General features: G+C 71.3%; 19 protein-coding genes and 2 pseudogenes. 12 read left to right on the top strand and 9 right to left on the bottom strand.

What is annotated here, in order from left to right; translation table 11 throughout:
- From QH270_RS27585 to QH270_RS27560, 6 genes are all read left to right on the top strand, one after another.
- Window positions 1–709: SDR family oxidoreductase (locus QH270_RS27585; RefSeq protein WP_280346970.1), on the top strand; the 709-nt coding region annotated here is incomplete at its 5' end.
- A gap of 46 nt (window positions 710–755) precedes the next feature.
- On the top strand, window positions 756–1,538 hold the full coding sequence (locus tag QH270_RS27580; RefSeq protein ID WP_280346969.1) for an SDR family oxidoreductase: 783 nt from the start codon (window positions 756–758) through the stop codon (window positions 1,536–1,538).
- A 19-nt stretch (window positions 1,539–1,557) separates the two neighbouring features.
- Window positions 1,558–3,204 (top strand): thiamine pyrophosphate-binding protein, encoded by a 1,647-nt coding sequence (locus QH270_RS27575; RefSeq protein WP_280346968.1) that lies wholly within the window; start codon window positions 1,558–1,560, stop codon window positions 3,202–3,204.
- 161 nt (window positions 3,205–3,365) lie between these two features.
- Window positions 3,366–4,328: a PDR/VanB family oxidoreductase gene (locus tag QH270_RS27570; protein ID WP_280346967.1), complete on the top strand. Its 963-nt coding sequence runs from the start codon at window positions 3,366–3,368 to the stop codon at window positions 4,326–4,328.
- A 10-nt stretch (window positions 4,329–4,338) separates the two neighbouring features.
- Window positions 4,339–4,557 carry a recombinase-like helix-turn-helix domain-containing protein gene (locus QH270_RS27565; protein WP_280346966.1) on the top strand — a complete coding sequence of 73 codons (219 nt, stop codon included), beginning with the start codon at window positions 4,339–4,341 and terminating at the stop codon, window positions 4,555–4,557.
- A complete protein-coding gene (locus tag QH270_RS27560) occupies window positions 4,557–5,603 on the top strand; it encodes an aromatic ring-hydroxylating dioxygenase subunit alpha (RefSeq protein WP_280346965.1) in 1,047 nt (348 codons plus the stop codon). Before QH270_RS27565 ends, QH270_RS27560 begins: the two co-directional genes overlap by 1 nt.
- 15 nt (window positions 5,604–5,618) lie before the next feature.
- Here QH270_RS27560 and QH270_RS27555 read toward each other — a convergent pair whose 3' ends face one another.
- From QH270_RS27555 to QH270_RS27520, 8 genes and pseudogenes are all read right to left on the bottom strand, one after another.
- Window positions 5,619–6,161 carry a MarR family winged helix-turn-helix transcriptional regulator gene (locus tag QH270_RS27555; RefSeq protein ID WP_280346964.1) on the bottom strand — a complete coding sequence of 181 codons (543 nt, stop codon included), beginning with the start codon at window positions 6,159–6,161 and terminating at the stop codon, window positions 5,619–5,621.
- A 58-nt stretch (window positions 6,162–6,219) separates the two neighbouring features.
- Window positions 6,220–6,599, bottom strand: a pseudogene (locus QH270_RS27550) (RidA family protein).
- A gap of 92 nt (window positions 6,600–6,691) precedes the next feature.
- Window positions 6,692–8,014, bottom strand: a complete 1,323-nt coding sequence (locus tag QH270_RS27545) for an MFS transporter (RefSeq protein ID WP_280346963.1) — start codon at window positions 8,012–8,014, stop codon at window positions 6,692–6,694.
- 11 nt (window positions 8,015–8,025) lie between these two features.
- A complete protein-coding gene (locus tag QH270_RS27540) occupies window positions 8,026–9,219 on the bottom strand; it encodes a serine hydrolase domain-containing protein (protein ID WP_280346962.1) in 1,194 nt (397 codons plus the stop codon).
- 26 nt (window positions 9,220–9,245) lie between these two features.
- A complete protein-coding gene (locus QH270_RS27535) occupies window positions 9,246–9,551 on the bottom strand; it encodes a DUF202 domain-containing protein (RefSeq protein WP_280346961.1) in 306 nt (101 codons plus the stop codon).
- Window positions 9,548–9,898, bottom strand: a complete 351-nt coding sequence (locus tag QH270_RS27530) for a YidH family protein (RefSeq protein WP_280346960.1) — start codon at window positions 9,896–9,898, stop codon at window positions 9,548–9,550. The genes QH270_RS27535 and QH270_RS27530 overlap by 4 nt, the downstream gene beginning before the upstream one ends.
- A complete protein-coding gene (locus QH270_RS27525; protein WP_280346959.1) occupies window positions 9,895–11,082 on the bottom strand; it encodes an acyl-CoA dehydrogenase family protein in 1,188 nt (395 codons plus the stop codon). Before QH270_RS27525 ends, QH270_RS27530 begins: the two co-directional genes overlap by 4 nt.
- Before the next feature lie 14 nt (window positions 11,083–11,096).
- Window positions 11,097–12,638, bottom strand: coding sequence for an acyl-CoA synthetase (locus tag QH270_RS27520; RefSeq protein WP_280346958.1), 1,542 nt, complete (start codon window positions 12,636–12,638; stop codon window positions 11,097–11,099).
- 74 nt (window positions 12,639–12,712) lie between these two features.
- Here QH270_RS27520 and QH270_RS27515 point away from each other — a divergent pair, with 74 nt between their 5' ends.
- Together QH270_RS27515 and QH270_RS27510 are read left to right on the top strand one after the other, a co-directional pair.
- Window positions 12,713–13,354: a TetR/AcrR family transcriptional regulator gene (locus tag QH270_RS27515; protein ID WP_432420439.1), complete on the top strand. Its 642-nt coding sequence runs from the start codon at window positions 12,713–12,715 to the stop codon at window positions 13,352–13,354.
- A 45-nt stretch (window positions 13,355–13,399) separates the two neighbouring features.
- Window positions 13,400–13,984, top strand: coding sequence for a QsdR family transcriptional regulator (locus QH270_RS27510; RefSeq protein WP_280346956.1), 585 nt, complete (start codon window positions 13,400–13,402; stop codon window positions 13,982–13,984).
- 13 nt (window positions 13,985–13,997) lie between these two features.
- Here QH270_RS27510 and QH270_RS27505 read toward each other — a convergent pair whose 3' ends face one another.
- The gene (locus tag QH270_RS27505; protein ID WP_280346955.1) at window positions 13,998–14,618 is read right to left on the bottom strand and encodes a TetR/AcrR family transcriptional regulator; all 621 of its coding nucleotides are present in this window, start codon (window positions 14,616–14,618) and stop codon (window positions 13,998–14,000) included.
- A gap of 56 nt (window positions 14,619–14,674) precedes the next feature.
- Between QH270_RS27505 and QH270_RS27500 the strand changes: the two genes are divergently transcribed.
- The 4 genes and pseudogenes from QH270_RS27500 to QH270_RS27485 form a co-directional block, all read left to right on the top strand.
- The gene (locus tag QH270_RS27500; protein WP_280346954.1) at window positions 14,675–15,838 is read left to right on the top strand and encodes an acyl-CoA dehydrogenase family protein; all 1,164 of its coding nucleotides are present in this window, start codon (window positions 14,675–14,677) and stop codon (window positions 15,836–15,838) included.
- A gap of 9 nt (window positions 15,839–15,847) precedes the next feature.
- Window positions 15,848–16,975 carry an acyl-CoA dehydrogenase family protein gene (locus QH270_RS27495; protein WP_280346953.1) on the top strand — a complete coding sequence of 376 codons (1,128 nt, stop codon included), beginning with the start codon at window positions 15,848–15,850 and terminating at the stop codon, window positions 16,973–16,975.
- The gene (locus QH270_RS27490; protein ID WP_280346952.1) at window positions 16,975–18,096 is read left to right on the top strand and encodes an alcohol dehydrogenase catalytic domain-containing protein; all 1,122 of its coding nucleotides are present in this window, start codon (window positions 16,975–16,977) and stop codon (window positions 18,094–18,096) included. Before QH270_RS27495 ends, QH270_RS27490 begins: the two co-directional genes overlap by 1 nt.
- Window positions 18,096–18,329: pseudogene (locus QH270_RS27485) on the top strand (hypothetical protein); the annotation flags it as partial. The gene QH270_RS27490 and the pseudogene QH270_RS27485, both read left to right, overlap by 1 nt.

The following is an 18,329-nucleotide window of genomic DNA, read 5'->3' as shown; positions in this document are numbered from 1 at the left end:
CGGGGGGGGGGGGGGGGCCCGGCCGCGCGGGGGGGCGGGGGGGGGGGGGCGCGGGGGCGCCCCCCCCCGCCGCCCGGCGGGGGGGGCGCCCGCCGCGGCCGAGCTCGCGGCGGCCGGGATGGACGCCCGCTTCGTCGAGGTCGACCTGCGCTCGGCCGAATCGGTCAAGGCGATGGCCGACACCGTCACCGCCGACGGGCCGATCTACGGACTGGTGAACAACGCCGCCCTCGCCGACGGCGTCGGCGGCAAGGCGGTGCACGAACTGGCCGTGGACGACTGGGATCGGGTGCTGACCGTGAACCTGCGCGGCACCTTCCTGGTGTGCCGGGCCCTGGTGCCCGCGCTCATCGACCACGGCGACGGCCGGATCGTCACCATCGGCTCCGATGCCGCACTGTACGGCTCGCCACGGCTCGCGCACTACATCGCGTCCAAGGGCGGGGTGGCGGCGCTGACCAGGACCATGTCGCGTGATCTCGGCCAGTACGGCATCACCGTGAACACGGTCTCGCCGGGCCTCACCGAATCGGAGTCCGCGGCCATGGTGCCGGAGCACCGCCACGAGCTCTACCGCCTCAACCGGGCGCTGCCGCGTCCACAGCAGCCCGCGGATCTGGTCGGCGCCGTCGCGTTCCTGATGGGGCCGGAGGCCGCCTACATCACCGGCCAGCAGCTGGTGGTCAACGGCGGCTTCGTCCTGCACTGACCAGCCACGTCCACTGAAAACCCCGACACCGCAGAGGAATCCGCCGATGGACCTGCAGATGAAAGACCGCACCTACCTGGTCACCGGTGGCAGTTCCGGCATCGGGCTCGCCACGGTGGAACTGCTGCTCGGCGAGGGCGCCAACGTCGTCACCTGCGCTCGCGATCGAGAACGCCTCGACGCGGCGCTGGCGCCGTTCGGTGCGGCCGAACGGGTGCTCGCGGCGGCGTGCGATGTCCGCGAGACCGCCGCCGTGCAGCGGCTGGTCGCGGCGGCCGCCGAGAAGTTCGGCGGGCTCGACGGCCTGGTCAACAACGCGGGCGGGTCCCGGATGAAGCCGCGCGAGCAGGTCACCCTCGACGACTGGCGCGACGAACTCGACCTGAAGTTCGCCAGTGTCCTCAACACCGTCGACGCGGCCCTGCCCCACCTGACCGCGTCCCCGGTGGCCGCCATCGTGAACATCAACGCGGTGCTGGCCCGCCAGCCCGAGCCCCGCCTGGTCACCACCAGCGCGGCCAGGGCCGGGCTGCTGAACCTGAGCAAATCACTGTCGCTCGAACTGGCCGGGCGCGGGGTGCGAGTGAATTCGGTGGCCCTTGGCCTCGTCGACACCGGACAGTGGCGCCGCCGCTACGAGGAATCCGGGTCCGCGGCGAGTTTCGCCGCGTGGGAAGCCGAGATCGCCGCGGATCGCGGGGTCGGCCTCGGCCGGTTCGGCCGCGCCGACGAGGTCGCCGCCATCATCGCGACGCTGCTCTCGCCCCGCGCGTCCTACGTCACCGGCACCACCGTCGAAGTGGACGGGGGAGTGGCGCGTTATGTCTGAGAACGAAGGGAACCCCATCATGAGCTCCGAGATCACCGGCAACGGCGGTGACCTGCTCGTCCAGGTGCTGCGCGAGGCAGGCGTGGACACCGTGTTCGGCATCGTCAGCGTGCACAACCAGCCGCTCGTGCGCGCGGTCAGCGAGCAGTTGCGGTTCGTGCCCGTGCGCCACGAGGCCACCGCGGTGAGCGCCGCCGACGGCTACGCCAGAGCCACCGGCGGTCTGGGCTGCGCGCTCACCAGCACCGGCACCGGTGCGGGCAACGCGGCGGGCTCGCTCATCGAGTCGCTCAGCGCCGGCACCTCGGTGCTGCACGTGACCGGCAATGTCGAGAGCCGGTACCTGGGCTCGGGGCGCGGCTTCATCCACGAGACCAAGGACCAGCTCGGCATGCTCACGGCCGTCTCCGCCTACGCGGCGACGATTCTCGACGCCGACAGCGCGGCCAAGGTGCTGCGCGACGGCATCGCCAGGGCGCTCGAGAAGCCGAGCGGGCCGGTGAGCATCGAATGGCCGATCGATCTGCAGTACGCCGCGCAGACCGTCACCCCGCAGCGGCTCGTGGTCGCCGCGCCGGACCCGGCCGACCCCGCCCGGGTCGCCGCGGCGGTCGACCTGCTGCGCGGCGCGCGGCGCCCGGTGATCTGGGCGGGCGGCGGCGTGGCACAGGCCGGTCCGCAGCTCACCGAGCTGGTCGAGCGATGGGGCGCCGCGCTGCTCACCAGCAACTCCGGCCGTGGCGCCGTCGCCGAGGACCACCCGCAGTGCGTCGGCAACTACGCCAACTCGCCGCTGGGCCGAGCGCTGCTCGCCGACGCCGACGTGCTGCTCTCGCTGGGCACCCATTTCCGGTCCAACGAGACCGGCGACTACTCGATGCCGGTGCCCGCCGCGCACGTGCAGGTCGACCTCGACGAACGGGCCATCGGCCGCGTGTACCCCGCCCAGGCCGGGGTCGTCGCCGAGATCGGTGAGTTCCTGGGCGCGCTGCTGTCCGCCGACCTTGGCGCCGCCGACCGCGACTGGACCCAGCGCGCCCGCGACACCCGCGAGCAGGTGCGCGCGAAACAGCGCGCGGGCCTCGGCGACCACGCGGCGCTCTCGGACGCGGTCCGGGCCGTTCTTCCGCTGGACTCGGTGATCGCCAGGGACGTGACCATCGCGTCCAGCTCGTGGGGCAACCGGCTGCTGCCGATCCACGACCCGAAGTCCAATGTCTTCCCCCGTGGGGGCGGCATCGGGCAGGGCCTCGGCATGGCGATCGGCGCGGCACTGGCCGACGAGACCAGGCCGACGCTCGGGCTCGTCGGCGACGGCGGCTTGGCCGTGCACTTCGGCGAGCTGCTCACCATGGCGCAGGAGAAGCCGTGGCTGGTGCTGCTGGTCTGCAACGACGGTGGCTACGGGGTGCTGCGCAACATGCAGAAGGGGGGTGGTCAGCAAACCTACGCCGTCGACCTCGTCACCCCCGACTTCGCGCTGCTGGCCCAGTCCATCGGGGTGCCGTATCAGCGGATCTCCGGTGCCGCGCAGGCGCATTCGGTGCTCGCGGCCGCCGTGGCGGTGCGCGGCCCGGTGATCGTCGAGGTGGATCTCGCCGCCTATGGCGAGATGCCCGCACCGTTCACCCCGCCGGTGACCGTGCCGGGGACCAGCGCGCGCTAGCTCGCGCCCGACGGCGGCGAGGGCCCGGGCCGATCCCGGTCCTCGCCGCCGTTCGCGTGTCCGCGACGGCTCGCGAAAAAGTTCCGCTGGACTGTGGCGCCCATTACACCTTAGCGCTAAACTATTGAGCACTGAACAAACTGCCGAGGGAGGTAGCGGCGATGAAACTCGAAACGGGAACCGTCGAGCTGTTGGTCCGCCAGATGCGGTGGGAGTCGCACGACGTGCTGTCGGTGCGGCTCGAGCACGGCGACGGCGCCACCGTCGCCCCCTGGACGCCAGGGGCGCACCTCGACCTGCACCTCGGCAACGGCCTCGTGCGGCAGTACTCGCTGTGTGGCGACCCCGACGACAAGACCGGCTATCGCATCGCCGTGCTGCGCGACCCCGCGGGTCGCGGCGGCTCGCGGCATGTGCACGAGGCCCTGCGCCCCGGCCAGCGGATCCCGGTCGGCAAGCCGCGCAACAACTTCGAGCTGCTCGACGCGCCGAAGTTCCTGTTCGTCGCCGGGGGCATCGGGATCACCCCGATCCTGGCGATGATCGGCGAGGCGGAACGGCGCGGCGCCGACTGGGAGCTGCACTACGGTGGCCGTTCCCGCGAGAGCATGGCCTTCCTCGATGAACTGCACCGATTCGGGGACCGCGTCCACATCGTCAGCGAGGATCGCGAGGGCACCCTCGACCTGCCTGCGCTGCTCGCGACGCCGCGCGCCGACACCCTCGTCTACACCTGTGGCCCGGAGGGCCTGCTCGCCGCGGTCGAACGGCTCGCCGCCGACTGGCCCGAGGGCGCGGTCCAGCTCGAGCGTTTCACGCCGAAAGCCCGTGCGGCGGAGGCGGACGGCGATGCCGATCGCCCGATCCGGGTGGTATGCGGGCGCTCGGGGATCAGCGTCACCGCCGCGCCGGACACCTCCATCCTCGACGCGCTCGAAGGCGCCGGGATGAACCTGCCCAACTCGTGCCGGGAGGGCATGTGCGGCAGCTGCGAGACCCGGGTGCTGGGGGGCGTGCCGGACCACCGGGACTCGGTGCTGTCGAGCGCCGAACAGAGCTCCGGCAAGACCGTCATGATCTGCGTCTCGCGAGCACGCACCGACGAGCTCGTACTCGACCTGTAGGAGGAACCCGATGAGTCTGTATCTCGTGGAACACCAGTCCCGTTCGGGGGCGCCCACCCCGTACGAGCTGAAGCTCGCCGGCGCGATCGAGGAGGTGTTCGGCGAGGGCGGTCACGGGCTCGAGGAGCTCGTCGACGGTCTCAACCGACGCGGCATCCACGGCCCCGACGGCCGGCCGTGGACCACCGAATCCTTCACCACCGAGATCGCCAGGATGGGAGCACACTGATGGCGAACGTACGCACCCGCGGCCCGCTCACCAGCGAACAGATCTTCGCGACCGGCATGCGCGATCAGTGGCACGCGGTGTGCCCGTCGCACTTCGTCGCACGCGGCGGCATGCGCCGGGTCACCCGCCTCGGCGAGGACTGGCTGCTGTACCGGCAGTCCGACGGCACCGTCCGGATGCTGGCCGACCGGTGCCCGCACCGCGGCGCCCCGCTCTCGCAGGGCCAGCACCTCGGCGACCGGATCGCGTGCAAGTACCACGGTGTCCAGGTCGACGGCACCGGCACGGTCGTGTCGGTGCCCGGCATGCCCGGCTGCAATCTCGAGGGCAAGGCGCTGGTCACCAGCCTGCCCGTGCGGGAGGTCGGCGGCGCGATCCTCGCCTGGTTCGGCACCGACCCGCAGGCCGAACCCGTGCCGCTGCGTCTGCCCGATCCGCTGGTCGACGACGGGGTTTCGGCGTTCCTCTGCTACGCCGAGTGGCAGGCGCCGTGGCGCTTCACCCTGGAGAACCTGCTCGATCCCATGCACGGCGCGTTCCTGCATCGCGAATCGCATTCCATGTCGGGCGGGGAGACCTCGGCCCGGTTCCGGATCCGCGAGACCGACCGCGGCTTCTTCTTCGAGAAGACCGACCAGCGCGGCGTCAACTTCGACTGGGTCGAGTTCTGCCGCACCGGCGCCGACTGGGTCGACCTGGAGATCCCGTACCCGGCGACGGCCGGACCCGGCGGTCCGTTCGGCATCGTCGGCATGGGCACCCCGATCGACGCGCACACCACCGCGGTGTTCTTCTGGCGGTACCGCCGCGTCACGGGCTGGGAACGCGATGTCTGGCGATTCCTCTACCGCACCACGCTCGAGGAGCGGCACTGGGTGGTGCTGGAACAGGACCGGGTGATGCTCGAGGGCATGGCCGAGGACGCCGATCAGGCCGAGAACCTGTACCAGCACGATCTGGGCGTCGTCCGGCTGCGCCGGCTCTACCGCGCGCAGGCCGAGCAGCAGGCCGCGGCGATGGCGCCCGCGGAACCGGCGCTGGTGTAGCGAACGCGCGACCGGCTAGGCCGAATGCTGTTGCGAACGAGTGGATTCGCTCGTCTCGATCGAGTGCTCGAGCACGCGCAGCAGTCCGGCCAGCTGGTCGCGCTGCTCCGGGCTGAGCCCGGCCAGCATCCTGGCTTCGTTCGCGAAGTGCTCGAGCGCCGCGTTCTCGATCACCCGCAGCCCCGCGTCGGTGAGCTGGGCGTAGACCACGCGGCGATCCTCGGTGTCGCGCACCCGGGTGACCAGTCCCGCCTTCTCCAGGCGGTCGACCCGCAGCGTGATGCCGCCGGTGGTCACCAGCGACATCTCGGCGAGCTGGCCGGAGGTCATCCGGAACGGCGGGCCCGAACGGCGCAGTGCCGCAAGGACATCGAAGGACGCCATATTGATGTCGTGCGCGTCGAAGACGGCGGCGAGCGAGGCCTGGTAGCGCAGGTAGCTGCGGTGCAGCCGGCCGAAGACCTCGAGCGGGGACACGTCGAGGCCGGGCCACTGACCCGCCCACTGACGCACGATGTCATCGACGGCGTCTTGCGCGGGAACTGCCTCGCGTGCCACACGAACTCCTCTTCATCCGGGCCTACCTGACAACCTGAGCGCCAAGATGACTGCCAGACTACGCGTCCGCGGTCCGCCGGCCGGTGTCCGCGACGCGGGCTACGGCGTCGAGTTCGGCCGTCGCGCCGTAGGCAGGCTGCTCACCTCGAGGAAGGTCCGCGCCGGGCGCGGCTCGGCGAAGAGCCGCTCGAACTGGCGATTGGCCTCCTCGCGCAACGACAGGTCGGTGACGTAGTAGGTCAGCTTGACCACATCGTCCAGTTCGCCACCGACCGTCGCGAGCCGCTCGCACATCCGGTCCACCGCGGCGTCGAGCGCCGCCATCCGTCCCGGCACCGCGACACCGTCCGCGTCGATGGACAACGCGCCGGAGACGAACGCCAATCCGCTCGCTACGACGGCGGGGCTGTAGGGATGCTGAGCCGAGACCTCGGTCATGGCGTGCTCACTTTCGGTTGGTCGACGTGGGATGTCCGCGTCGACCATTTTACCTTAGCGCTAAACAAAATGCAGCCGTGTCGTGGCCGCGGTCAGTGCGGCATGGTCGACGCGGGGGCTGCCTCGGGCCAGCGAGCGGTGATCACCGCCGCGTCCTGGGCGTAGGGCCGGTACAGGGCGGCCGAGGCCGCCGCGTTGGCGAGGGTGAGCACGACGGTGACGGCCAGCAGCGCGCCCTGCAGGCCGATGGCGTCGCCAAGCCTGCCGACGATCAGCGCGTACCCCGCGTAGGCCAGTGCCTCGACGGTCGACACCGAGACCGCGAAGGCCAGCCCGCGCAGCGGAGGCGGCACCACGGCCATGATCAGCGGGCGGTTCACCACCGGGACCTGGCCCTGCAGGAAGCCGAGGAGGCCGAACAGCGCCGCGTACATGCCGATGCTGTGCCAGCCGATCTGGGTGGCCAGGAACGCGACACCGGCGAAACCGAACTGGCTGAGCTGCAGCATCGCCACCCGGCCGGTCCGTGGATGCCGCCGGTGCACGAGGTCGTTGACCCGCCCGCCCGCGAACGTCCCCGTCATGTAGCCGATCGCGAACGGCAGGGCGATCACCGAGGCGGTGGCGGTACTGAGACCGCGCTCCTCGACGAGGAACACCGCGCCGAAGCTCATGATCACGTTCTGCCCGGAGAACAGCCGCTGCACGAGCAGGTAGCGAAAGGTGCGCACCGCGAGCAGGGTTCGCAGCGACTCCGTCAGGCCACGTGCCTTGTCCTCGATCCGGTCGAGGGTGGGCACGTCGACCTCCTGCCGCTGTCGTGCGGCGGGGTCGTCCAGAAAGGCCATGATCAGCACGCCGATCACCACACACACGGCGCCGGAGAGATAGAAGCCGTAGCGCCACCCCTCCTCGATGCCGGACAGCTGCCCGACCAGCGGCGCCGAGACGCCGCTGATCAGCGCCACGCCGCCGTACAGCATTCCGGTGGCGCGGCCACGGTGGCTGTCCTGGTAGAGATCGCCCAGGATCGACAGCGCGATCGGGCCCGCCCCGGCGAACCCGGCGGCGGCGATGGCGTAGAGCAGGACGAACTGGCCGAAGCTGCCCGCCGCGCCCGCGGCCATCGACCACACGCCCCAGAAGCCCGCGCACACCGCCAGCACGGTCTTGCGCGGGAACCGATGGGCCAGCAGGACCCAGGGGATTCCCGCGACGACGCCGACCGCCTTGCCGACGGCGACGATGGTGCCCAGCGCCGAGGCGGAGAGCCCGAGCGACTCGCGCATGAGGGGGAAGAGCACGCTCGTCACGTTGGCCTCGGCGTTGTCCATCGCCGAAGAGGCGGTGAGCAGCGCCAGGTTCTTGCCGCGGCGGCGCCGCGCGCCGGGCGCACCGAAATCCGAAGTGGTCATGGCGATGCCCCTCAGGCCGGAGTGTCGGTGTCGAGCGCGGCGGCGATCTGCGCGTAGGCCGCGACCAGCGGGGTGGGCGGCACCGACGGCGAGAGCACCTGCGCGCCGAAATGCACGACGACGAGTTCGCGACCGGGCGAGACGAACAGGTGCTGGCCGTGGATGCCACTGGCCAGGTAGGAGCCGTACGGGTCGTTGAGGATCCACCAGAAGTCGTGATAACTCAGGCGGGGCGGGGCATCGGAGGTGTCGCGGGGCAGCCGCACCCGCTCGGTCGGCCCCGCGGGCACCGCGGTGATCGAGCGGACGACGGACTCCGGGAACACCTGCCGGTCGCCGAGCGCGCCGCCGCACCGCAGGATCTCGCCGATCCGCGCGAGGTCCATGGCGGTGGCGGCGAAACCGCCACAGGCCATTTCGTTTCCCGCGGGGTCGAGGACGTAGTAGCCGTCCTCGGCGGCGCCGATCCGCGACCAGACCAGTTCGCTGAGCAGCTCGGCCGTCGACACGCCCGTGATACGGCGCAGGACCTCGGCCACGACCTCCACATTCGCGTTCTCGTACCGGAATTCGGTGCCGAAAGCGCCGGTGGCCTCGGTGGCGGCCAGGTGTTCGAGGATGGTCTGCGCGCCGCTGTAGCCCGCGGGGCGCAGCCCGGGCGCGGCCACGGCCCAGAACCGATGCGCCTCGAGGAGGCGGTCGTACGGTCGGCCGCCGAAGCGCACCCGCGTGGTCATGTGCAGAAGTTCCTGCAGCCGCGCCGAACCCAGGCCCGTCCCCGCCAATTCCGGGAGGTACTTCGCCGCCCGGTCTCCGCGCTGGAACTGCCCCTGCTCGTCGAGCAGTGCCGCGAGCAATCCGACCAGGGACTTCGCGAGCGAGGCGGTGAGATGCGGGACGTGGGAGCGGTATCCGTGCAGGTACTGCTCGTGGACCACGCGCCCGCGATGCACGACCACGAGTGCGTCCGTCTCGGCTTCGCGGAGCGCCTGGCCCAACGGCACGGTGCGGTCGAAGGTCCAGGACACCGGCAGGTCGGTGAGGTCGGCCGGGGCGTCCGGCAGGGTCGAGGGTGCGCCGGTGCCGCGCCAGACGGCCCGGGTCGGCGACATCTCGCGGACGGTGGTGACATGGCGGCGCACATGCGCCGGATCGAGGAAGCCCTTGGTCCACACCATGTCCGCCGGGCTGAGGGATTGCGTCATCGAAATCTCCTGTCGGAAGTCTCGGCTCAGACGAGCAGAGGGAGCACGGCGCCCGCCGTTACGGCGATGCCCGCGCAGATCGTCACGGCCGCTGCCGTGGGGAGGGGCGCCGCGCCGGTGGGGTCGGCGCGATAACGGCGGTGCCGCTCGCGCGCCGCCACCAGGACCGCGACCAGGGTGACGGTCGCGCAGACGAGGGCGAGCGGCGCTGCCGGGGAGCCGCTCGCGAGCGCCGAGCGGACGAGCAGGACCGACAGCACGGTCGCGGCCAGTGCGGTGCGGCGCCAGGCGAGCACCGTGCGTTCGGGTTGCAGGCCTGCCGGCGCGGTCATCCGGCGACCAGCGCGACCGAGAGCAGGGCCGCCACGCACACCCCGGCCAGGGTCACCGGCACCAGCGGCGGCCGGGGTAGCGGCGCGTCGCGGCGCATCGCGGCCTGGACGCGCCGCCACTGCCGGAACGCCCCGACCGCGATCACGCAGGCCAGCACCGCACACAGGACCCCGACCGCCGTGCGCACGCGTGGATCGGTTGCCGCCGAGGCGAAGTGGGCCACCGCGACTCCGCCCGCCAGCAGGCCGAGCGCGGTGCGGATCCAGGCCAGGAAGGTGCGCTCGTTGGCCAGGGTGAACCGGTAGTCCGGCTCCCGGCCGGTCTCGTCGTCGGGTCGCCCGCTCACGACAGCAGCAGCTCGCGCGCGATGCCGTTGCGCTGGATCTCCGAGGAGCCGGTGAGAATGCGGAACATGCGCAGCCGCTGGAACAACCCCTCCACCTCACCGCCGCGCACAACGCCCGCCTTGCCGTGGATCTGCACCGCGTGATCGGCGATGGTGAACGCCTTCTCCGCGACGAACAGCTTGCACAGGAAGGCCTCGGTGCGCGGGCGATGCCCGGCGTCGAGGGCGGCCAACGCGTCGTAGGTCATGGCGCGGGCCGCGTAGTAGTCGGCGGCCATGTCGGCGAGACGGTGCTGGATCGACTGCAGCATGCCCAGCGGCGCGCCGTTCACCTGCCGGGTCTTCGCGTACCCCACCGACAGTTCCAGCGCGCGCCGCGCGCCGCCGATCGCGGTGGGACAGTGCAGCAGGCGGTTGACGGTGACGCGGCCCAGCCCGATCCGCAGCCCCTGACCGAGTTCGCCGAGCAGCTGTTCGGGGCCGACATAGCAGTCGTCGAGGATGATGTCGGCCTCGATGTGTTCGCCCGACATGGGCGTATCACCGTCGGCCACGGTGCATCCCGGAGCGTCCAGGTCGACGAGGAAGGTCGAGAACGTCTCGGTCGGTGTCCCGTCGGCCTCGGTCATGCGCGCCACCAGAATCGAGAAGTCGGCGAACGGGCCCGCGCTGGAGAACACCTTGTGGCCGGTGAGGCGCCAGCCGTCGCCGTCGGGGGTGGCGGTGGTCAGGATGCCGCGCACATCCGAGCCCGCGTCGTTCTCGGTGAGTGAGAAGCAGCAGGCGCGTTCGCCCCGCAGGACCGGCAGCAGGTACTTCTCCAGCTGATGCGGGGTGGCGTACTGGAAGATCGACCCGACGCGCAGCGGCCCGCCCATGTCGCCGAGCACCGAGGTGGCGAACATCCGCGGCGAGGCGCCGACCTCCTCCTTGAGTGCGGCGAGTTCGGTGAAGGTCAGGCCATGGCCGCCGTATTCGGCCGGGAGGTGGATGCCGTAGAAGCCCAGTTCGCGGCTGCGCTGCCAGACCGGCTGCAGGACCTCGCGCCCGTAGCGCGCCTCGCGGGTGAGCCCGAGCCCGGCCTCGTACTCGGCGAGTTCGCCGTCGAGGTAGTCGCGCAGCGCGCCGACGAGGTCCTGGAGGCGGGGGTTGTCGTCGTAGGTGGGGGAGAGCGTGAAAGTCATCGGAATGTCCTGTGTCAGTTGACCTGCCGGTCCGCGTCGGCCCAATAGCCGGCGCGGACGAGGCGGCGATCGATCTTGCCGTTGCGGTTGACCGGCAGCGCGGCGACGAAATCCACCGACCGCGGTTTCTTCATGCGCGCCAGCCGGGCGGCGCAGTGGTCGATGAGGTCCTGTTCGGTCGGCGCCCGATCCGGGCGCGCCACCACCACGGCCTTGACCGCCTCGCCCCACTGCTCGTCGGGTACGCCGACGACGCAGGCCTCGACGACGCCCGGGTGCTCGTAGAGCGCTGCCTCCACCTCGCTGCAGTAGATGTTGAAGCCGCCCGAGATGATCATGTCCTTCTTGCGGTCGACGATGAACAGATAGCCGTCGGCGCGGAAATAGCCCACGTCACCGGTGTGCACCCAGCCGTCACGGAAGGTCTGCGCGGACAGTTCGGGCTCGTTCCAGTACTCGCGCACGCAATCCGGGCCGCGCGCCACGATCTCGCCGATCTGTCCGGCGGGCAGCGGTGTTCCGGCGTCGTCGACCACGCGGACCTCGGTGTCGAACACCGGCCTGCCACACGACATGAGCAGTTCGGGATCGGAGTCGATCCCGCGCACGATGTCCTCGGCGGTGAGAATCGTGATGCCGCTGGTGGTTTCGCCGAGGCCGTACCCCTGCATGACGATCGGGCCGAACACCTCGACGGCGTCACGCAGTCGCTGCGGTGACACGGGCGCGCCGCCGACACCGAGGGTCCGCATGGCCGACAGGTCGACCTTGGTGATCAGCGGGTGACCCATGAGCATGTTGAGCATGGTCGGCACCACGAAAGTGCTGGTGATGCGCTCGGATTCGAGAGTCCGCAGGAACGTCGCGGTGTCGAACGCGGGCAGGACGACCACGGCAGCGCCCCGGGCGAGCAGCGACAGCAGCACCATGCCGGAGGCGTGGGTGATGGGACCGGGCGCCAGGTAGCGGTCCTCGGGTGTCGGCGCACCCGAGGGGCTCATGAGCCGCTTGCGCATGTTGGCCAGGCGATTGCCGTGGGTCTGGACCGCGGCCTTGAGCCTGCCGGTCGAGCCGGAGGTGTAGTTGAGCACCGCGGGCGCGTCGGCGTCGACATCGATGGCGATCGGCTCCTCGGTGCCGGTGTCGAGGAGGTCGCGGTAGTCCGGGCTCTCGTAGTCGAGCACCGCGCAGTCGGTGCCCGCCGCGGTGACCGCGGCGCGGGCCGCGTCGAGGTGCGCGGTGTCGACGAACAGCACGCGCACGTCGGCGTCGCGCAGGACGTGCGTCAGCTCGTCCCCGGCGAGGCGCGCGTTGACCGGTACGCGGATGAATCCGCCCTTGGACAGCGCCATCTCGGTGACCACCAGTTCGCCGCGGTTCGCCGCGAACGTGCCGACCGCGCGGCCCGGCACGAGGCCGCGGCGCAGCAGCGCCGAGGCCAGCCGGTTGGCCTCGGACTCGAGTTGTCGGTAGGTCCAGCGCGCCGGTCCGCAAACCAGCGCTTCCCGCTCGGGCCAGTAGGTGGCGCTGCGGGTCAGATAGTGGCCCAGATTCATGAAGGCTCCGAAATCGACACGACGAATGTTATTAGGCATGGTGTCTAATTACGGGCTGCATGTCAACGTCGCCTATGCTCGGCGGGAAGGATTCCGGAGAGAAAGGGCGCGAGTTGCCACCCGAAGACCGCCGTGTGCGCCGCAGTCGCCGTGCCCTGCGTGACGCGCTGATCTCGCTGATCCTCGAGCGCGGGTACGCCAACGTGACCGTCGAGGACATCACCGAGCGCGCCGATCTGGGCCGGGCGACCTTCTACACGCACTACACCGACAAGGACGACCTGCTCGACCGCATCGTCACCGACCTGACCGAAGAGCTCGCCGAACGCCTGCGAGCGCTGCTGTCCACGTCGTCGGTGGGGTTCACCGGCAAGCCGGTCCTGGAGATGTTCCGGCACGCCGACGAGGAACGCGACGCCTACCGCGTGATCCTGCGCGGCGAGGGCGACGGCCGGGCGCTGCGTCGCTTCATCGACGACCGGACCGCCGCCGCCGCAACGATTTTCGCCGCCAGAGCCGAAGCGAAGGGCGTGACCCCTCGCATCGACCTCGAGGTGCTCGCCCGCGCGTGGGTCGGTGAACAGGTGGCGGTGCTGCGGTGGTGGCTGGAGTCGGATCCGCGGCCGATGACGCTCGAGGAGGTCACCGGCATGCTGCGCGACCTGTCACTGCGCGGCCGCTACTGGGCCTCGGGCTTCGAGGGCGACCTCGACTGAGGTCGGCGCGGGAACCGGCAGACCGCGCGCCCTATGCTGACGAGCGTGGCACGCGCCGAAGGAAACCGAGCACCAGGGCGTCCGGCCGCGGCCAGTCGTGACGACGTGCTGGACGCGGCCATCGCGGCGTTCCTGGACGGCAAGCGGGTCGACGCGAATGCCATTGCCGCGCAACTCGGTCTGGCCCGCACGAGTATCTACCGATGGTTCGGCTCCCGCGACGGTTTGCTCGGCGCCGCTTTGGCGCGTCAGCTCGAGCGCATGGTGGACTATGCCGAGCGGCGCGCTACGACCACCGGCGGCGAGCGGATCGTAGAAATCCTCGACCGGGCGATCCACTGGCTGGTCGACGACGGTTCGTTGCGCACCTACTTCGATCAGGAATCCACCGGCGCGTTGCGCCTGATCACCCGCAGCGACGGGGTGGTGCACCCGGCGGCCGTCGCGATCGTGGAGGGTCTGCTCGAGCGCGCGGAGCAGCAGGGCTACCAGCCGCCGATCGACCGCGCGACCCTCGCGTACGCGCTGGTCCGGCTGTGGGAGGCGTTCCTGTACAACGACGCCGTGGCCGGCTTCCAGGGCGACGTGGAGCGCCTGAGTCGCGTCCAGGCGGCCCTGCTGCGCGCATAGCCCGACCGGCGAACTACCGCTGGAGTGCGAGGCGGCGCGGCCTGTCGGGCGTCGGATCGCCGGAGCGGTACCACCCCGCGAGGGTGTCCAGCGCCGGCTCGCGCGCGAGCGGGCGGCCCAGGCGATGCCATTCGGAAGCCGCCGCCAGGGTCGCGCCGACGAGGCCGGCGGCGCGGAGGCGGGATCGCTCGGGGCCGGTGTCGCGCGGGTGCAGGTGCGCGGCCAGCGCGGTCATGAATCCGGCTCGGGCGGCGGCGATGTCGGCCTCGACCGCGTAGTCGCCGACGGCGGTGGAGCCGAACACCAGATCCGGGGTGGAGTGCGGTCCGCTTCCGACGAGGTCGAACAGGATCTCCACGGTGCCGCGGACCCGGTCGGACCCGGTGGTGGCGGCCTCGGCGGCCTCGCGCAGGCGGTGCCCGAGCGTGTCCAGGTAATTCAGCACCACCGCGCGGTAGAGCGCGGTCTTGGTCGGAAAGTGCCGGTACAGCACGGGTTTGGTGACTTCGGCGACCGCGCACACCGTGTCCATCGTGGTGCCGTGGTAGCCGTGCGCGGTGAACGCCGTCCGGGCGGCGGCGAGGAGACGACCGCGCTGGACATCGCATCCGGCCGTCCTGACGGAACTGCTCATGGGCCGATTCCCGCTTCCATTTGATACACAGGTGACTCTGTGTAACATACCGGACCATGCAACTGGCCTTCACCGAGGACGAGCTCGCCTTCCGCGACGAGCTGCGCGCCTTCTTCCGCCGTGAGATCCCCGCGGACATCCGCGAGCGGCAGCGGCACATGCACGAACTCAGCAAGGACGACTACGTCACCACCCAGCGGATCCTCAACGCCGCCGGGCTGGCGGTCCCGAACTGGCCCGTGGAGTGGGGTGGGCGCGACTGGTCGCCCGTGCAGCACCACATCTGGCACCACGAACTGCAGCTGGCTTCGGTGCCGGAACCGCTCACCTTCAACGCCAACATGATCGGCCCGGTCCTCGCCGAGTTCGGTTCGCCCGAGCTGAAGGCCCGCTTCCTGCCCGCGACGGCGAACCTCGACATCTGGTGGTGCCAGGGCTTCTCCGAGCCCGACGCCGGATCCGACCTGGCCTCGCTGCGCACGGTCGCGGTCCGCGACGGCGACGACTACATCGTCAACGGGCAGAAGACCTGGACCACCGCGGCCCAGAGCGCGGACTGGATGTTCTGCCTGGTCCGCACCGACCCGGCCGCGCCGAAGAAGCAGGCCGGCATCTCGATGCTGCTGTTCCCGATGGACACGCCCGGCGTGACGGTGCGGCCGATCGAGCTGATCGACGGCGGCTTCGAGGTCAACGAGGTGTTCCTGGAGAACGTGCGCGTCCCGGCCGATCAGCTCGTCGGCCAGGAGAACCACGGCTGGACCTACGCCAAGTTCCTGCTCGGCAACGAGCGCACGGGCATCGCCGCGGTCGGGCAGACCAAGGTCCGCCTCGAGCTGGCGAAGGAATACGCCGCCCGCACCGCGCTCGGCGCGGGGACGCTCCTCGACGACCCGGCCTTCGCCGCCCGCATCGCCGACCTCGACAACGAGCTGCTGGCACTGGAACTGGTGCAGCTGCGGGTGGCGGCGAGCTCGAGCGACGGCGCCCCGAACCCCGTCTCCTCGATCCTCAAACTGCGCGGCACCGAACTGCAGCAGGCCGTCACCGAGCTGTTCGTCGACATCGCCGGCCCCGCCGCCGTCGCCAGGGTGGGGGAGACCGACGACTGGTCGCGTCGCGCGCTCGCCGGATACCTGAACTACCGCAAGACTTCCATCTACGGAGGGTCGAACGAAGTGCAGCGCACCATCATCGCCTCCACGATCCTCGGACTGTGAGCAACCGCCATGGATTTCACCTTCACCCCTGAGCAGACGATGCTGCGTGACACCGTGCGCAGCGTGCTGACCCGCCATTACACCCCCGAGCACCGCGCGGCGGTCATCGCCGACGATCCCGGCTGGGATCCGAAGGTGTGGTCGGCCTTCGCCGAGATCGGCCTGCTCGGGCTCACCGTGTCGAGCGAGGACGGCGGCATCGGCGGCGGCCCCATCGAGACCCTGCTGGCCATGGAGGAGCTCGGCCGTGCGCTGGCGCCGGAACCGGTCTTCGACTGTGCCCTGCTGCCCGCGTTGCTCATCGGCCGGGCGGGCACGCCGGATCAGCGCGCCGCCCTGCTGCCGGGCATCGTCGACGGCGAGCGGCTGTTCGCCTTCGCCCATGCCGAACCGGGCGTGCGCTGGCCGTATCCGGAGCCGCGCACCCTGGCCGTCGCCGACGGCGACCGGTGGGCACTGACCGGGCGCAAGAGCCTGGTGCCCGGCGGTGATCGGGCCGACCAGCTGATCGTCTCCGCCGCGGTCCCGACCGGTGAGACCGCGCTGTTCCTCGTCGACGCCACGGACGCGGCGGTCGTGCGGAGTGCCTACCGCGCCTACGACGGTCATCGCGGCGCCGACATCGAATTCCGCGGCGCCGCAGGCACAGTGCTCGGTACCGCCCTCGACGCCGGTGCCGTCATCGACGAAGCGGTGATCACCAGCCAGGCCGCGCTCGGCGCCGAAGCGGTCGGCGCGATGGCCGAGGCGCTGCGCCTCACCACCGAATATCTGAAGACCCGCAAGCAGTTCGGCGTCGCGCTGCGCACCTTCCAGTCGCTCACCCACCGCGCGGCCGACATGTACGTCTCGCTGGAACTGGCCCGCAGCATGAGCCTGTACGCGGCGATGTCGCTGGCCGACGGGGTCGTCGATGCCACGGTGGCCTCGCGCGCGAAACGGCGCATCGACCGCTCCGGCAAGCACATCGGCCAGGAGGCGATCCAGCTGCACGGCGGCATCGGCATGACGGCCGAATACCCGGTCGGCCACTACACCGCCCGGCTCAGCACCATCGAACACACCCTGGGCGATCAGAGCGATCACCTGCGCGCCCTGGTGAGCGCGCCGGGTGGGCACGCGGAAGCGGCGATCTGATGCGCATCCGCGGCGCGGTCCTCGACCACCACGATCGGCCGCGACCCTTCGCGTCGTCGCGTCCGATCGGGGTGTACGACCTCGAACTCGACGAGCCGGGCCCGACCGAGGTACTGGTGCGGATCGAGGCGGCCGGGGTGTGCCACTCCGATCTCAGTGTGGTCGACGGCAATCGGGTGCGGCCGCTGCCCATGCTGCTCGGGCACGAGGCGGCGGGCATCGTGGCGGCCCTCGGTGACCAGGTCGACGACCTCGCCGTCGGTGACCGCGTGGTCATGTCGTTCCTGCCGCGCTGCGAGCGCTGCGCGGCGTGCGCGCGCGGTGGACAGCTGCCGTGCACCGAGGGGACCAGGGCGAACACGGCGGGCGAACTCCTGCACCACCCCGGCAGGCTGAGCAGGGACGGCAGGCCCGTGCGCCATCATCTCGGCGTCTCCGGCTTCGCCACGCACGCGGTGATCGATCAGGCCTCCGTCGTGCCGGTGGGCCACGACGTGCCACCGGAGGTCGCGGCGCTGCTGGGCTGCGCCGTCCTCACCGGGGGCGGCGCCGTGCTCAATGTCGCCGATCCGGCGCCCGAGGACGATCTGATGGTGGTCGGGCTCGGCGGGGTCGGCATGGCCGCGCTGCTCACCGCGGCCGCGATCGGGGTGCGGCGCATCGTGGCGGTCGACCGGCTGCCCGCCAAGCTCGCCGCTGCCCGCGATCTCGGAGCCACCGAGACCTACACACCGGAACAGGTGGCGGCGCAAGGCATTCAGGCGCGCTACGTGATCGAGTGCGCCGGTCACCCGGCCGCCTTCGAGACGGCCTTCCTCGCAACGGCTCCTGGCGGAACGACCGTGACCGTGGGACTGCCCGCCCCGTCGGCCACGGCCACTCTCTCACCGCTGACACTCACCGCGCAGGCCCGCACCGTCGTCGGGAGCTATCTCGGCTCGGCCGTCCCCGCACGCGACATCCCTCGATACGAGCAGATGTGGCGTGCGGGCAGGCTGCCGGTCGAGAAGCTGATCTCGGCCCGCATCGGTCTGGACGACCTCAACGAGGCGATGGATCAGCTCGCCGACGGCGCCGCGGTGCGTCAGGTGATCATCTTCGACCCGGCCACGGAGGCATGATGACCCACACCGACCTTCCGGTCGCCCAGTTCCTCGATGGGCGCTGGGTGCCGAGCGCGGCGACCATGCCGGTCGTCGATCCGGCGACCGGAGCGCAGATCGCCACGGTCGCCGACGGCGACGAGGCGACCGGCGTGGCCGCGCTCGACGCCGCGGCCGGCCCCCCCGGCGCCCGGGGGGGCCCCCCCGCGCGCCCCCCCCGCCGCCGCCGGCGGGGCGCCGGGGGCCCGGGG

This window comes from Nocardia neocaledoniensis (assembly GCF_029868625.1).
Lineage (GTDB): Bacteria > Actinomycetota > Actinomycetes > Mycobacteriales > Mycobacteriaceae > Nocardia > Nocardia neocaledoniensis_A.
Note: the sequence above shows the minus strand (reverse complement) of the source record. Positions and strands in the feature narration are given on the sequence as shown.

Bases quoted from the DNA above. Each gene is read 5' to 3' on its own strand.
- QH270_RS27580 (WP_280346969.1), top strand. From the start codon at position 756: ATGGACCTGCAGATGAAAGACCGCACCTACCTGGTCACCGGTGGCAGT.
- QH270_RS27575 (WP_280346968.1), top strand. From the start codon at position 1,558: ATGAGCTCCGAGATCACCGGCAACGGCGGTGACCTGCTCGTCCAGGTG.
- QH270_RS27570 (WP_280346967.1), top strand. From the start codon at position 3,366: ATGAAACTCGAAACGGGAACCGTCGAGCTGTTGGTCCGCCAGATGCGG.
- QH270_RS27565 (WP_280346966.1), top strand. From the start codon at position 4,339: ATGAGTCTGTATCTCGTGGAACACCAGTCCCGTTCGGGGGCGCCCACC.
- QH270_RS27560 (WP_280346965.1), top strand. From the start codon at position 4,557: ATGGCGAACGTACGCACCCGCGGCCCGCTCACCAGCGAACAGATCTTC.
- QH270_RS27545 (WP_280346963.1), bottom strand. From the start codon at position 8,014: ATGACCACTTCGGATTTCGGTGCGCCCGGCGCGCGGCGCCGCCGCGGC.
- QH270_RS27540 (WP_280346962.1), bottom strand. From the start codon at position 9,219: ATGACGCAATCCCTCAGCCCGGCGGACATGGTGTGGACCAAGGGCTTC.
- QH270_RS27535 (WP_280346961.1), bottom strand. From the start codon at position 9,551: ATGACCGCGCCGGCAGGCCTGCAACCCGAACGCACGGTGCTCGCCTGG.
- QH270_RS27525 (WP_280346959.1), bottom strand. From the start codon at position 11,082: ATGACTTTCACGCTCTCCCCCACCTACGACGACAACCCCCGCCTCCAG.
- QH270_RS27520 (WP_280346958.1), bottom strand. From the start codon at position 12,638: ATGAATCTGGGCCACTATCTGACCCGCAGCGCCACCTACTGGCCCGAG.
- QH270_RS27515 (WP_432420439.1), top strand. From the start codon at position 12,713: ATGCTCGGCGGGAAGGATTCCGGAGAGAAAGGGCGCGAGTTGCCACCC.
- QH270_RS27505 (WP_280346955.1), bottom strand. From the start codon at position 14,618: ATGAGCAGTTCCGTCAGGACGGCCGGATGCGATGTCCAGCGCGGTCGT.
- QH270_RS27500 (WP_280346954.1), top strand. From the start codon at position 14,675: ATGCAACTGGCCTTCACCGAGGACGAGCTCGCCTTCCGCGACGAGCTG.
- QH270_RS27495 (WP_280346953.1), top strand. From the start codon at position 15,848: ATGGATTTCACCTTCACCCCTGAGCAGACGATGCTGCGTGACACCGTG.
- QH270_RS27490 (WP_280346952.1), top strand. From the start codon at position 16,975: ATGCGCATCCGCGGCGCGGTCCTCGACCACCACGATCGGCCGCGACCC.